A 14,380-nucleotide genomic window follows, 5' to 3' on the forward strand; every position below is an offset into this window, starting at 1 on the left:
AGAGAATGAAAGAGAGAATCCAAAACTACTTTAAAGAAAATGGAACAAAACCACTAACTGTAAATGAAATTGAAGAAGCTCTGCAAATTGAAACGGCTGACGAATTTAAAGAGCTCATTAAAGCTTTAAATATATTAGAAGAAGAAGGCGAGCTTGTTCGCACTCGTAAGAATCGTTTTGGCTTGCCCGAAAAAATGAATTTGATTCGCGGCAGAATTCAAATGCATGCAAAAGGGTTCGCTTTTTTAATCCCGGATGATGATACTCGTGATGATGTTTATATTCATCATTCTGACCTAGGTTCGGCGATAAATGGTGATAAAGTTCTTGTTCGAATTGAAAAAAGAGATCAAGATGGTAATCGCTCGGAAGGGACAGTAATCCGTATTTTAGAACGGGCTACCCTTCAGGTTGTTGGTACATTTGAAGATAATCGTTCCTTTGGATTTGTTATTGCGGATGATAAACGCATTCCAAACGATATATTTATTCCTAAAGACATGACAAATGGGGCAGTGAGCGGCCATAAGGTCATTGCTCATATTACTAAATATCCGGAAGGCAGAAAAAGTGCTGAAGGTGAGATTATTCATATACTTGGACATAAAAACGATCCAGGTATTGATATTATGTCCATTATTTATAAACATGGAATAAAAATGGATTTTCCTCAAGAGGTGTTAGATCAGGCAGCAAATACGCCTGATACTATTTCCGAAGATGAGATCAAAGATAGACGAGATTTAAGGAACGAGACGATTGTAACGATCGATGGAGCTGACGCGAAAGACTTGGATGATGCGGTTTCTGTGAAGAAATTAGATAATGGAAACTATTTACTCGGAGTTTATATTGCTGATGTAAGCTATTATGTAGATAAAGGCAGCCCCATTGACCAAGAAGCGTTGGAAAGGGGGACGAGTGTTTATTTGGTTGACCGTGTGATCCCAATGATTCCACATCGCTTATCGAATGGAATTTGTTCCTTAAACCCACAGGTTGATCGGTTGACATTAGGATGTGAAATGGAAATTGATGCTTCTGGAAATGTCGTCGATCATGATATTTTTCAAAGCGTTATCCGTACGAATGCACGCATGACGTATTACGATGTCAATCAAATCCTCGTCCATAAAGATGAAGTATTGCGAGAGCAGTATAAGGAACTCGTTCCGCTTTTTGAAAGTATGGAAGAGCTAGCAGCTATTTTACGACGTAAACGAATGAATCGCGGAGCAATTGATTTTGATTTTAAGGAAGCAAAGGTGTTAGTGGATGAAGCTGGAAAACCAATAGATGTAGTGTTACGTGAACGATCTGTTGCGGAACGACTGATTGAGGAATTTATGTTGGCGGCCAATGAAACAGTTGCTGAACATTTTCATTGGATGGATGTTCCGTTCATACATCGTATTCATGAAGACCCGGACCCAGATAAGCTGCAAACCTTTTTTGAGTTCTTAGCCGGTCTTGGATATGTGATAAAAGGGACAAGTAATGAAATTCATCCACAAGCTTTACAAAAGGTGTTGGAAGAAGTCAAGGGAAAACCGGAAGAGATGATTGTTTCCAAGTTAATGCTTCGTTCTATGCAACAGGCGAAATATGACCCGCAAAGCATCGGTCATTTTGGTTTAGCAACACCATATTATACGCATTTTACCTCACCTATTCGCCGATATCCGGATTTAACGGTGCATCGCTTGATTCGTATGTATTTAATTGATAAAAAGATGGATCAACGAACATTGAAAAAGTGGAAGAGTGAATTGCCTGAAATTGCAAAGCAGTCATCTATCGCTGAGCGAAGAGCAGTGGATGCAGAAAGAGAAACAGATGACCTGAAAAAAGCTGAATTTATGCAGGATAAAATTGGTGAAGAATATACAGGTGTCATTAGTTCGATAACGAATTTTGGTTTATTTGTTGAATTAGAAAATACGATTGAAGGATTGATACATGTTAGCTATTTAACCGATGATTATTATCATTATGATCAGCGGAGTCAAGCCATGATTGGCGAACGAACAGCTAAAATGTATCGTATTGGACAAGAAGTACAAGTTAAGGTGGTTGGCGTTAATATTGACGAGCGAACGGTTGACTTTGCTATCGTTTATGATGAGCATTCAGAAAATAAACAAGTAATCAAGGCAAAACGAGAAAGGAAATAATCCTATCCGCTGTACTTTATGGGACAGCGGATTTTTAGGTGGTTTTTAAAATATAATGGCTTATAAGATTTTGGTGGAAAAGTACTGACGTAACGTGTTGATGCTAATATTAATAAAAATCTTCTATCATGATGAGAGATTTGCTTGATTTGTCCCAAATTTTTATTTTATGACTTTGAGTCCGTTGACTCGTGAGAGCGTGCGAAACAGTAAACCACCTGCTATGAACTACACCCCAATTGTTAGACACAAACCTAATAATAGGAGGTGCATTTCAGGACGGGTGGTCATGATTTGTATAGGAAATAATAATTGTCGAAATCCTTTTTTGAAAAGTAGCTTCATCCAGCTTAAGCGCTCAAGCTACTGACAAACTTCGCTTTTCTTCCTACGATAAGTCAGCCATCGGTTCGAATTAAAGGAAAGCTGACTAAAAGTGGGCTTGCCCGCTCAGGCGTTGGCATACTTCTGTTGCAGGGGATGTTTCCTTTATTCAGTTGTTTGCCAATAGCCGAGCGCTGTCGCTTTTGTTCTACTATAGGAAAGAATAAAACTTTAGGCTCTATAGTATAAGAAAAACTACAGCTTTCGCTAAAGACTTAGCGATAAGCTAAGTTTTTCTAATTGGAATACAGCTGAATATTTGGTAGAATAAAGTTCATGTAAGCAGTAGGAGGAAGTACTGATGCCAAAAGGACAAGGAAAGGTTATTGCAAAAAATAGAAAAGCTTCTCATGATTACTTTATCGAGGATACGTATGAGGCAGGGATTGTCTTACAAGGAACGGAAATTAAATCAATCCGTGCGGGGAAAGTCAGTATTAAAGATGCACATGCCCGAATTGATCGTGGTGAAGTCAAGTTAATTAATTTGCATATTGCCGAGTATGAACAAGGGAACAGGTTTAATCACGATCCTACACGGACGCGCAAATTATTACTTCATCGAAAAGAAATTGATAAATTAATTGGATTAACTCAGCAAAAAGGCTATTCTTTAATCCCTTTAAAAATCTATATTAAAAACGGCTATGCAAAAGTGCTTTTGGGCTTAGGAAAAGGGAAAAAGAAATATGATAAGCGTGAAGATTTAAAACGGAAACAAATGAAACGGGATGTCGATCGGGCGATTAAAGAACATATGCGTTAACAAATACGAAGTCGCCCAGAACATTGATGGACTTGACTATTTTACTGGAAATGTTACAATAAAAAATGAACAGTAATTAAATAGATGCTCAATCTTCCGAGCGTTACTCTTTTACGGGGACGTTACGGATTCGACAGGGATAGATTGAGCTCAGGTTGCACGTCGAGGTTACGACTCGTAAAACGTTATGCCTAAATATAACTGGCAAAACAAACAATAACACTGCTTTAGCAGCTGCGTAAGCATTGCTAAGCGATCCTTCCTGCTATCGCCCGTGTAGCAGATTGAAGGGTCTCAAACGTAAGCGGGCTATACCGTCATTCGCCGCCTGAGGATGATGGCAGAATTGAATCAGGCTAGCTGCTTGAAAGCCTGTCGGTAGGCTGCAGAGTAAGCGAAAACGAATATACCGGCTAAGCGTGTAGAAGCCTGAGTGGCAATATCTCTGGACGTGGGTTCGACTCCCACCGTCTCCATCAAATGCTTAAAAGCGTTGATGTGACAGGGATTTAAAAAACGCGGTAAGAATCTTGGTAAGAAATTATTTTTGCCTAATGCAAAACTATGCATTTTTAAACTCAATAATTTTTGCTAGCTTGAAGTCGTCTTCCATTTTTAGAACGGCTTCTTTTTCCGTTGACGGATATAAATGACTGTAAGTGTCTAATGTAGTTGTGTCCTAACCTTTGTGCAACCGATGGATGGAATAGTATTTTTTTTAATATTTTTAACTTAAAGAGCATCTCAAACGAGGTGCTTTTTTTCATGCCCATAAACAGGAGGTTGAATATTAGTGAGCAAAGACCTTGGTACACCAATAAGGATTTATTTGAACAAATAAACTCCATGCGTGGTGACTTTAGAGGTTTAAGCAATGAAATGCAGGAAACACGGAAAATCATAAAAAACAGTAAAGGGGATATGCAAACTAATTCATTAGCGAATTACTTGAAAAGCATTGATGTAGATTCAAGCTTTAGTAACCGTAAAAAACTAGCAGCTAAGCACGGTATAAAGAATTATCGTGGTACTGCTGCACAAAATTCACGGTTGCTTAATAAATTGAGATAATAAAATAAGCCCCCCTTTTGGTTGAGGGGCTTCCAAGGTGGGATTTGGAAGTTATAAGCTTCCTGTCTTTTTAGTTTGTCCATGATTTTAGAAACTAAAACTTACTTGAAATCAGAACAATATAGTGATGGAAAGTACGAGGAGTATACAGGGAGTTATGCAAAGCGGGTATTATTATGAAAAATCTTTAAAGCAGTCTATGCTTAGTTCAACATTTTAAGATGGCTGTGCCATAACAACATTTGTTATAATAATACAGATGGGATTAAGACTATTCCTTAAATAAAAAAAGCTAAGGTGTTTGAATCAAAAGCAAAATAAAAGGTAGTAAGGTAGGTCACTGATAATGAAGAAAAACACAATGGTTGCATTAATTTTAATTTGCAGTAGCTTGTCACTTATATTTATAGCTTGGATATTTGTTATTGGAGACCATGGTTCACCAGATGAATTCAATGCTGAAAATTGGCCAAAAACAAAAGAAAAAGCTATACAAACTACTGTTGATTACTTTAAAAAAGAAAAGAATCTTGAGGTTACAGTAGACGAAGTAAGTTCTTCAGGAGAATATGCCTCACATGAAATATATTTAAAAGGACATGTCACCAATAATAAACAAGAAAAGTTTTCTGTTACATTGGATTCATCCAAAAATTTTAAAGTTGTATCCATAAACTGAATATTTAAGAAGTGTAAATAATACGTCTTCTACATATAGTATGGCGTGTAAAATAAGGTGAGTTGCCACTTTCAAGAACTTATTTATACAAGCTATCACCGCAACCTTATGAGGTTTCCTCTGAGGTTGTTTTTTCAATTTGTCAAAATAATCAACGATAAGTTTTTTCCTTTTTTTCGTAATAAATCATGGAAAAAATCATAAAATATTTTTTTCGCAGTTTCTTATTTCCACGTTTATTGATACGATCTTTATATCATTTATTTCCTGATTGATAACGCATAATATCAATTCCAACGTATCTATTAAGTTGTTTGGCATTTTTAAGGGTCGTAAATCTCCTATTTACATAGCTATTCATCTAACAAAACGAACATGTTATTAGCTAAGAAAAAAGGCATAAGCATAGGAAATTTGCTTATGCTTTTTTTTGATCTATTTAATTACGTCTACACTTCGTTTCAACTTATTTTATTGTTTTAAAAACGATGGCTGTCAGAATCCCAAAAAAGTCTTTATACCCTAGTAGTTTAGGTATTCTTGTTTTTAATTTTAAATAGTCGGTAATCATCTTGCTTGGCTTCTCGATTGTTGATTTATAATAACTAAGAAATTACTTTTTATAATATAGGAAAGTATAAAATTTTAGGGTTTATAGTATTAGAAAAACTACAGCTTTCGCTAAAGGCCTTGGCGAAAAAGCCAAGTTTTTCTAATTTAAAGAGGCTAGCATTTTCCTTCTTTCGTTTCTAATATTTAGGGAACTGATGGAAAAACTCATGTTTTTCAGTTTGTTTTTTAAAATTTTACCTGTAAAAAGTTTGTCTTTATGCTAGATGTTGTACGTATAAAAACGAGTAAGATAGGGAAAAAGAAGAAAGAAAAAGTTATATACAAAAGAAGTTTATTGAAGGATGAACATAATTGAAAAATAATTTAAAAAGAGCATTTATTTGTATTTTCTTTCTTCTATTTTTAACTGCTTGTTGGGACAGGGTAGAAATTGAAAAAAGAGGATTTGTTGTTGGTTCAGCAGTAGATCTTGTAGACAAAAAAACAGATGGCACTTATGAACTTGAAGTTACGAATCAATTCGTCATACCAACTGGATTGGAAAATCCAAGTCAAGGTGGGGGAGGAGAACCAACAGCTTATAAAAATGTAACAGTAAGAGGAGAAAGCATTTTTGAAATTATCCGAGAAATGGCCATTTTATCTAGTGAGGCTCCCTTCTTTCAACATATGAAAGTCGTTATCGTCTCAGAGGAAATTGTCAGAGAGCCCCAACTTTTTTCAAAAATTATAGATGTTTATATAAGAGATCATGAGATGCGTAGAGGAATGAAAGTAGCTATTGCAAAGAACGATAAAGCAAAGGATGTTTTGGAGGTTATGCCTGTAGATGAAAAAGTTCCTGCTCTCTTTATTGATTCCCTTATGGAAAGTAATTATAAAAACGCTAGTTCTTTAAAACATATACATGTTGGACAGCTACAAGAATTAATGCTGAACGATCGGAGCTATACTGTACCGGAGGTTGAAATTGTAAGCTCTAAAAAATTAAAATATAAGGATGCTGCTGTCATCCACGCCCAGGATGATAAAATGGTCGCTTCATTATCAGATGATGAAACTGCTGGGCTAAGTTTTCTAACGGAACCACAACAAATTGCCCCAATTAATGTGAACATTGATGGACATACTGTTGTCGTTGAACTATTTGATGGGAATCCCGATATTAAAGTTTTAAAAGCTGACAAAAACAATATAGAAGTAGAAATTTCGATAAGTGTGGAAGGAAATATAGCAGAGGAGCATGGATTTTCAGATATTTTAACGGCTTCTTTTTTTAAAAAAGTAGAGAAGGCCACAGAAGAGCGGGTGAAAGAGCTTACGGAAAAGACGATCGAAGTAGCTCAAAAGGATTTAAAAGTAGACTTTATTGGCATTGGCGATGTCTTGTTTGAACGCCATTATAAAGTTTGGAAGGAAATAAAAGATAATTGGGATGTAGGAACGAATTATTTTTCTAAAAGTAAAATTAATGTAAAGGTAGACGCGACAATCCGGAAAACCGGAGCCTCGGATAGCGTGAGATAATAAATCATAAGACAGTAAAATATGAACCGCTTGAACTGTGCTATCCATGTAGGTTGATGGCTGTTAAATTCATTTATGGTTAGGAATGACAACCAACCGCTAATGGTTTTAATTAATAAATAAGAAAAACGTCTATTCACAGCATGTAATTACTTGCTCATAAACTGTAATAGAAGCACGGAATGAGAGGTGATGAAATGTTTCCAAATAGACCTAGAAATCAGCAACCAAGACAAGGCTCCCGCCGTCCACCTACATGGATAGGGAGACCTCCACAAAATCCACAACAGCAATCTTCTGTCACAGCTAATTTACTATCATCATTTCGAGATCAAGATGGTCAAATTGATTTTAATAAGATGACAGAAGTTGCTTCTCAAGTGGGAAGATTATATGGTCAAGTCAGCCCGCTAATTACGACTTTCTTTAAAAAATAGAATTTTTAACATTAACTCAATCACCTTCTATTATGGGGAAAGCATCCTTGGAAGGTGTTTTTTTGTGTGCAATAAAAATGGAGTTCAGTATAAAATTTTAGTGTTGATTGTACTTTTTTACAGGATAAATCCCCCAGCATACGACTTCGTTTTGTTACTAATTCATCATAAAAATAGCCAAATGACACATCCTAAAAAAAAGGAGGTTATTTTTAATGAATCAACAAATACGAAACTACATGACAAATGATGTGTATACAGTAAATGAGTCTCAATCTATTCAAGAGGCAGCTGCTTTGATGAGTGAGCATAATATCGGTGCTTTACCTGTAGTAGATAATAGTGAAAATATGGTTGGGATGATAACGGATCGCGATATAACGCTTCGATCTACTGCTCAAGGGGAAGCAGCACAAACTCCCGTATCCGAAGTGATGACTGCACAGCAAATCGTGCACGGTACACCTGATATGGATATTCATCAAGCAGCAGAGCTAATGGCACAACAACAAATTCGCCGATTACCAATTGTTGAAAATGGAAAAATTGTCGGTATGGTAGCTTTAGGCGACTTAGCTGTAGATGATCAATTACAAAATGAAGCCGGAGAAGCATTATCAGATATTTCAAATCCTTCAAGTCCACAGCAATAAATCAAAAACAAGAGTGGGGGATACTCTTGTTACCCCCTGCTCATTTTTGAATAGCTATTGGTCTTTTCTTAGACGTTAGAAACCGAGTTTCCAAAATGTTCTTTAAGCATACAGAACGGGGCTTTCACCTTCCAACCTGAGGTGTGATAACCTTACTTGAATAACAAAAGGACTTTGATATTAAACGAATCAAAGTCCTTTTTTCCGTGCGCCCTGCATGGGCGAAAACTTGGTGGTGAAAGCCCACTACAGGCTTGGCAGTAGGAACTGTTAGCGGAAGGCAAGGTGGCTATCGTGAGGTAGTGGCTGAAGGAAGCTGGACGCAAACTCCTGAACTGACGAACAGAAATTAGATAGAAGGCTGAATTAGGTCGGATAAATCTGCGTGACAAGATAAAGTCCAATACTGCCCGAAACCTATACAGTAAATCTAACAGTTACATGGGAGGAAAGTTTTCGTTCTTACCGGGGGAGGTCTTGTGAGGGTGCAGTGGGAGTTGATTGATAACGAACCAGCACAACCAAAGTGGTGACGTTTTGGTGAATCACAAGAAGTCAGCAGAGGTCATAGTAATGTTAGCTGACGAAACATGAAGGATCGAACAATAGAAATTTTGAAAGCACTAGGAGGTGTGGAAGGTGCGACAACTGCAGAAAACAGGAGAATCTGGCTATCGGCAGAGAGATAGTGTGGAACATGAAGGGTATGTTGAAGCGCATAGTACCTTTCATGGTGAACAGAACAATCAAAATGGTGTATCCAATCTGTTTGAAAGAATCCTATCAAGGAACAACTTAAATCAAGCTTACCTTCAAGTAGTCAGAAATAAGGGAGCAGCAGGGGTCGACGGTATGACGTACGACCAGCTACTCCCATACTTGAAGGAACACAAGGAGGAATTATTAACCCAGTTACGTCAAGGAAAGTATAAACCGCAACCCGTTCTGCGGGTTGAAATTCCGAAACCAGATGGTGGAAAGAGGAAACTGGGGATTCCCACAGTCATCGACCGGATGCTTCAACAAGCTATCAACCAAGTGTTACAACCAATATTTGAACCAACGTTCTCCGATAATAGTTTTGGGTTTCGTCCAAAACGTAGTGCGCATCATGCCATCATACGGGCAAAATCGTACTACGAACAAGGGTACAAATATGTAGTGGACCTGGATATGAAATCCTACTTCGATACGGTAAATCATGACAAACTCATGTACTTCGTGGAAAAACGGATATCTGATAAGCGAGTGCTTCACTTGATAAGACGATACTTGTTAAGTGGAATTATGATTAACGGTATCTTCGAAAAATCAGAACAAGGAACGCCGCAAGGCGGAAACCTATCTCCGTTACTCAGTAATATCTATTTAAATGAACTAGACCAACTATTAGAAAAGCGTGGTCATCGATTCGTTCGTTACGCAGATGATTGTAATATCTATGTGAAAAGTAAAAGAGCAGGATATCGAGTAATGGATAATATTACTACCTTTCTTGAGAGAGATTTGAGTCTAACCGTTAACCGAGAAAAGAGTGCGGTTGGAAGCCCTTTGAAACAGAAGTTTCTTGGCTTCTGTCTATTAGCCACGAAGAATGGGGTTAAAATTCGTCCTCATAACAAAGCGAAAGTGACCGTCCAAGAGAAACTCAAGCGAATCACCAAACGCAATCGTGGACGGAATCTTGAAGTGATTCTAAAAGAAATCCAGCAACTTATGACAGGGTGGATAAACTACTATGGCATAGGGGAAATGAAAGGATTTATGAAGAATCTCAATGGCTGGTTGAAGCGAAGGATTAGACAATATATCTGGAAGCAATGGAAAAACCAACGCACGAAAAGAGAAAATCTAATTCGCTTAGGTATCGATAAACATAAAGCTTATGAATGGTCGAATACAAGAAAAGGCTACTGGGCTATATCTGGTAGCTATGTACTTCATCGTTCATTAACAGACAAAGAACTGGTATCAAGAGGATATAAAGACATCGCTCTACAATACCAGTTCGTACACTCAAACTATTGAACCGCCGTATACGGAACCGTACGTACGGTGGTGTGAGAGGGGCGAAAAAGTTACTTAACTTTTCCCTCTACTCGATACTATAGGAAAGTATAAAACTTTAGGCTTTATCCCGCATGTAAGGTGCCGTAAGACTCCTGCTTCAAGTCCTGAATTGATACAAAAGAGTCTAAGTGGCAAAAAACGGCACCTAAATGCCCGATTGGTTCAAGGGCCATACCCTTGTGGTACTAACATTCAGTAGGAGAGGGAAGCAAACTCCTTCTGAATGAAGTTCACTTTATCGTATAAGAAAAACGATAGCTTTCGTCATAAAGACTTGGCGATAAGCCAAGTTTTTCTAAAATAAAAGAATCTGTCTACAATACATATGCGTAAACTGTAATAAAGTGAAATAAGCTTCCTGCCAAAATAAATAGATGAAATATCTCATGAAAACCCATATGTTTAAAATCGAGCGCTTTTGGCTTTAACCAATAGATAATTCCGCCAATCGTATAAATAACACCACCTATTACTAAAAATACCATTCCACCAGTATTAATTACCGGTGCAAGGGACGAACTAAAGAATACAACGATCCACCCCATACCAATGTATAGAGCTGTTGATAACCATCGTGGACAATGAAACCACACTAACTTAAATACAATCCCTAACACGGCTAATAAGCTTACAATGGCAAATAATGTCCAGCCAAGTGTTCCCTTTAAGCTAATAAGACAAAAAGGAGTGTATGTTCCTGCAATTAATACATAGATCATTGAATGGTCTATTCGTCTTAAAAATCCGATTACACGATCTCTAGCTATGACCATGTGATATGTTGCGGATGCAGAATAAAGTAAAGTCATACTCACACCAAAAATGATGACTGCAGCAATAGAAAGTGCAGAATCTGTAGTTGCAGTTGCTTTTATTACTAATGCGAGTAACCCGATAAATGATAATATGGCACCAAATAAATGAGTTAGCCCATTAATTGGTTCACGAATATATACGCTCATTCAATCAACACCTTTACAATGTTATGTAGTTTTGAAAACTATATAACAATAATATATGCATTTTGCTATGTAGTCAAGGTTTACTTCCATTTTTATCTCACGTATAATAAATTTATTGATTATAGACAAAAAGATTGAGGGTTGTATATGAAAAACGTAAATGAATATTTAAATAATCTGCAATTACATAGTCAGCTTCCAATAGAAGAAATTCCTAATTTGGATTTATATATGGATCAAGTTATACAACTGTTTGAAAGTAAATTTGGAATATTGAAGCGAGATGATGATGAAAAAGTTCTAACTAAAACGATGATTAATAATTATGCGAAAGGTAAATTGTTCTTTCCCATAAAAAATAAAAAATATACAAAAGATCATTTAATGCTTATTTCTATGATTTATCAATTAAAAGGCGCACTGTCAATTAATGATGTAAAAACAACGCTGTACAAGCTGAACAAGATGATCGTGGAGGATAAATTTGATTTAGCAAAACTATATGAAAGCTATGTACAACTTGCCGATGATAGTATGAAGCAGCTAAGGTCAGAAATTAAACAATTAGTAGAAGATGTAGAACAACACATTGAAACATTGGATAGTAATAATACAGATTATTTGCAAGAATTTTTATTAGTTGCTTCCTTTGTTAATATGAGTAATTATTATCGGAGAGCTGCAGAAAAAATAGTTGATCAAATCGCTCAAAGAATTGACAAATAAGTACTTGTACAAAAAGAGATAAAAAAGACTGAGGTCATAGGATCTCATGTGTCTTTGAAAAAGCAGTCTACTTTTTCTTCGTGCGATGTGTCGCAGTCGAAGTATAATCTGTCCTTGAAAAGAAAAACGACTTTTCTGTGTACGACGTGTCGCTGCAGCAGCTTTCCATCTTGTTGCAACGCCGATACTAGCAAGCCTGTCGAGCCGAAGTTCGAGGCGGTGTAGTTTCGAGTAGCGCGCTTGTACAGGACGTACTGACTTCTAAAATGCCCACGTCCTGTGGGCATTTTTAGTAAAAGATCTTTTAGCACTCGTATAGCTTCCCCGAGCCTCTCTTCACATGCAGGAAAAAAATTTTTTCTTTTCCAAGGAACGCAGAAACAAGTCCGCAGTTCAATGAGTGATTTCCATTCTTTTCGAACAACCTCTATTAACAATTGATTTTTGTTTCTAATTGACACAAATAGTGTATACACTAGAATAGAGGTTGTCTATGTTTAGGAGGGAAGCAGTTGAAGCTAAGTATTTTAGATCAAGTGCCAGTATTTAAAGGGGCTTCGGCTAAAGAAGCAATCAAGGCTTCTTTAGAGTTAGCTGAAATGGCTGATCAACTTGGTTTTGCACGTTATTGGGTTGCTGAGCATCATGATATGAAAAGATTTGCCTGTCCTGCTCCCGACATTATTCTTGGCTTAATCGGGAGTCGAACAGAAAAAATTAAGATTGGCGCTGGTGCTGTTTTATTGCCTCACTATCGACCGTTTCATATCGCCGAAAGATATAATTTATTAGCAACGCTGTATCCAGAGAGAATCGATGTTGGGATAGGCAGAGCTCCAGGCGGATCAGCAGAAGCTACAATAGCTTTATCGGGAAATTTTTTAAAAAATGTACGAAACGTTTCTGCTGATATAGATGAATTGCTTGCATTTTTTAAACAAACATTTGCCAAGGATCATCTTTATGCAAAGATCGCTCCAACTCCTGTTCCTAATTATCCGCCTGACCTTTGGCTATTAGGCACAAGTGAAAAAAGTGCTAAGTTAGCTGCAGAAAAAGATATGTCCTATGTGTTTGGGCATTTTATGACAGAGAAGGACGGTCCAGCGATTGTTAAACAGTATAGACAACAGGCAAAAGGAAAAGTCATCGTCGCAGTATCAGTGATATGTGCAGAAACTTATGAACAGGCAAAAAAACTCACGGAAATGGCTTTATTTGAAAATGTAGAGTTGGAAGAAGTGGAGGAGCATTACCCCACGGCCACACAAAGAACTATGGAATCCAATATTTCTAATAAAGATGGAGCATTACCTGAAAAACTAAAAACTCCATTTGTTTTTGGTAATCCATTACAAGTATATGAGCAGCTGCAAGCGTTACAAGCAATATATCAAGCAGATGAAATCATGATTCTTACAAATATACCTGATTATGAGATTAGAAGAAATTCCTATCAATTAATCGCTCAAACATGTCTTTAATTTACTGTTCAGGTGGGGAGAGATATCAATGCAAAATTGGGTAACATCGATGATGGAAGAACTAGGTTATATTGGGGTCTTTCTAATGATGGCTTTAGAGAATATATTCCCCCCCATCCCTTCAGAAATTGTTCTACCCTTTGGAGGTTTTCTAACGACAACTACGAATATAACAGTACTTGGTGTGATTGCTGCAGCAACGGTAGGATCTGTACTTGGTGCAATTATTTTGTTTGGGATTGGTTTGCTTCTTGATGTAGAACAATTAGAAAAATTGATTGATCGTTATGGTCATATCTTGCGTATAAAAAAACAAGATATTAAAAGAGCAGATGCTTGGTTTGCCAAGTATGGTTATTGGACGGTATTTATTTGCCGATTGGTTCCTTTAGTAAGAAGTTTGATCTCGATTCCAGCGGGGATGTCGAACATGAATTTTGCCATGTTCTTATTATTTACTGTTGCAGGTACCTTATTTTGGAACACAATACTTATTTTAATTGGCGTTCAACTTGGAGAATCATGGACTGATATTTTGAAATTCATGGATTTATATTCAACCGTCGTTTATATTGGTTTAGGAATAGGGATAATACTTATTGTATATCTATTTATCAAACGAAGAAAGCAGCATTAATTTGCTGCTTTCAGCTTGTAGGGAAGGTTTTTCTATTCGCTTTTTTGAAAGCAACTTCATCCAGCTTAAGTGTTTGAGCTGTAGTCAACTTCGATGTCCTTCCTGCGATAATCCATTGGCTCCTGTCGTCATGGTTCCATTATCCTGCATCTATGGCGCAATAGCTTACAATATGTAATGTAGTTTCTTTCTCTTAAATTTTATTGGCTCTCTTCCTTTATTGTCTGCAAATTTCCT

Annotated in this window: 12 protein-coding genes and 1 other RNA gene; 12 read left to right on the forward strand and 1 reads right to left on the reverse strand. The window is 36.9% G+C overall.

All coding sequences use genetic code 11. The features are described 5' to 3' along the window. Window positions 1-5 precede the first annotated feature (5 nt). The 9 genes from rnr (at window position 6) to ltrA (ending at window position 10,292) form a co-directional block, all read left to right on the forward strand. Entirely contained in the window at window positions 6-2,174 is a 2,169-nt protein-coding gene (gene rnr, locus JNUCC74_RS06540; protein WP_454067382.1) for a ribonuclease R, read from the forward strand. 685 nt (window positions 2,175-2,859) lie between these two features. Continuing rightward, window positions 2,860-3,324, forward strand: a complete 465-nt coding sequence (smpB, locus tag JNUCC74_RS06545; RefSeq protein ID WP_454067383.1) for an SsrA-binding protein SmpB — start codon at window positions 2,860-2,862, stop codon at window positions 3,322-3,324. A 115-nt stretch (window positions 3,325-3,439) separates the two neighbouring features. After that, window positions 3,440-3,803, forward strand: a transfer-messenger RNA (tmRNA) gene (ssrA, locus tag JNUCC74_RS06550). A 304-nt stretch (window positions 3,804-4,107) separates the two neighbouring features. Further along, on the forward strand, window positions 4,108-4,395 hold the full coding sequence (locus JNUCC74_RS06555; protein WP_454067384.1) for a hypothetical protein: 288 nt from the start codon (window positions 4,108-4,110) through the stop codon (window positions 4,393-4,395). Between the two features lie 346 nt (window positions 4,396-4,741). Beyond that, window positions 4,742-5,074, forward strand: coding sequence for a phosphoglycolate phosphatase (locus tag JNUCC74_RS06560; protein ID WP_454067385.1), 333 nt, complete (start codon window positions 4,742-4,744; stop codon window positions 5,072-5,074). A gap of 924 nt (window positions 5,075-5,998) precedes the next feature. Continuing rightward, window positions 5,999-7,174, forward strand: coding sequence for a Ger(x)C family spore germination protein (locus JNUCC74_RS06565; protein ID WP_454067386.1), 1,176 nt, complete (start codon window positions 5,999-6,001; stop codon window positions 7,172-7,174). Between the two features lie 197 nt (window positions 7,175-7,371). Next, window positions 7,372-7,611: a YppG family protein gene (locus tag JNUCC74_RS06570; protein ID WP_454067387.1), complete on the forward strand. Its 240-nt coding sequence runs from the start codon at window positions 7,372-7,374 to the stop codon at window positions 7,609-7,611. 215 nt (window positions 7,612-7,826) lie between these two features. After that, the gene (locus JNUCC74_RS06575) at window positions 7,827-8,264 is read left to right on the forward strand and encodes a CBS domain-containing protein (RefSeq protein WP_454067388.1); all 438 of its coding nucleotides are present in this window, start codon (window positions 7,827-7,829) and stop codon (window positions 8,262-8,264) included. Between the two features lie 639 nt (window positions 8,265-8,903). Beyond that, on the forward strand, window positions 8,904-10,292 hold the full coding sequence (ltrA, locus tag JNUCC74_RS06580) for a group II intron reverse transcriptase/maturase (RefSeq protein WP_454065268.1): 1,389 nt from the start codon (window positions 8,904-8,906) through the stop codon (window positions 10,290-10,292). A gap of 356 nt (window positions 10,293-10,648) precedes the next feature. Here the strand turns inward: ltrA and trhA are convergent, their stop codons facing one another. Next, complete coding sequence (gene trhA, locus JNUCC74_RS06585) at window positions 10,649-11,296, reverse strand: PAQR family membrane homeostasis protein TrhA (protein ID WP_454067389.1); 648 nt, start codon at window positions 11,294-11,296, stop codon at window positions 10,649-10,651. A gap of 147 nt (window positions 11,297-11,443) precedes the next feature. On the opposite strand from trhA, the gene JNUCC74_RS06590 reads away from it, so the two are divergent. The 3 genes from JNUCC74_RS06590 to JNUCC74_RS06600 all read left to right on the forward strand — a co-directional run bounded on the left by JNUCC74_RS06590 (window position 11,444) and on the right by JNUCC74_RS06600 (window position 14,143). Then, on the forward strand, window positions 11,444-12,022 hold the full coding sequence (locus JNUCC74_RS06590) for a DUF1836 domain-containing protein (RefSeq protein ID WP_454067390.1): 579 nt from the start codon (window positions 11,444-11,446) through the stop codon (window positions 12,020-12,022). Window positions 12,023-12,534: 512 nt separating this feature from the next. Further along, window positions 12,535-13,506: an MsnO8 family LLM class oxidoreductase gene (locus tag JNUCC74_RS06595; protein ID WP_454067391.1), complete on the forward strand. Its 972-nt coding sequence runs from the start codon at window positions 12,535-12,537 to the stop codon at window positions 13,504-13,506. 28 nt (window positions 13,507-13,534) lie between these two features. Further along, window positions 13,535-14,143: a DedA family protein gene (locus JNUCC74_RS06600; protein ID WP_454067392.1), complete on the forward strand. Its 609-nt coding sequence runs from the start codon at window positions 13,535-13,537 to the stop codon at window positions 14,141-14,143. The last annotated feature ends 237 nt before the right edge of the window (window positions 14,144-14,380 follow it).

It is taken from the genome of Cerasibacillus sp. JNUCC 74, from assembly GCF_053667775.1.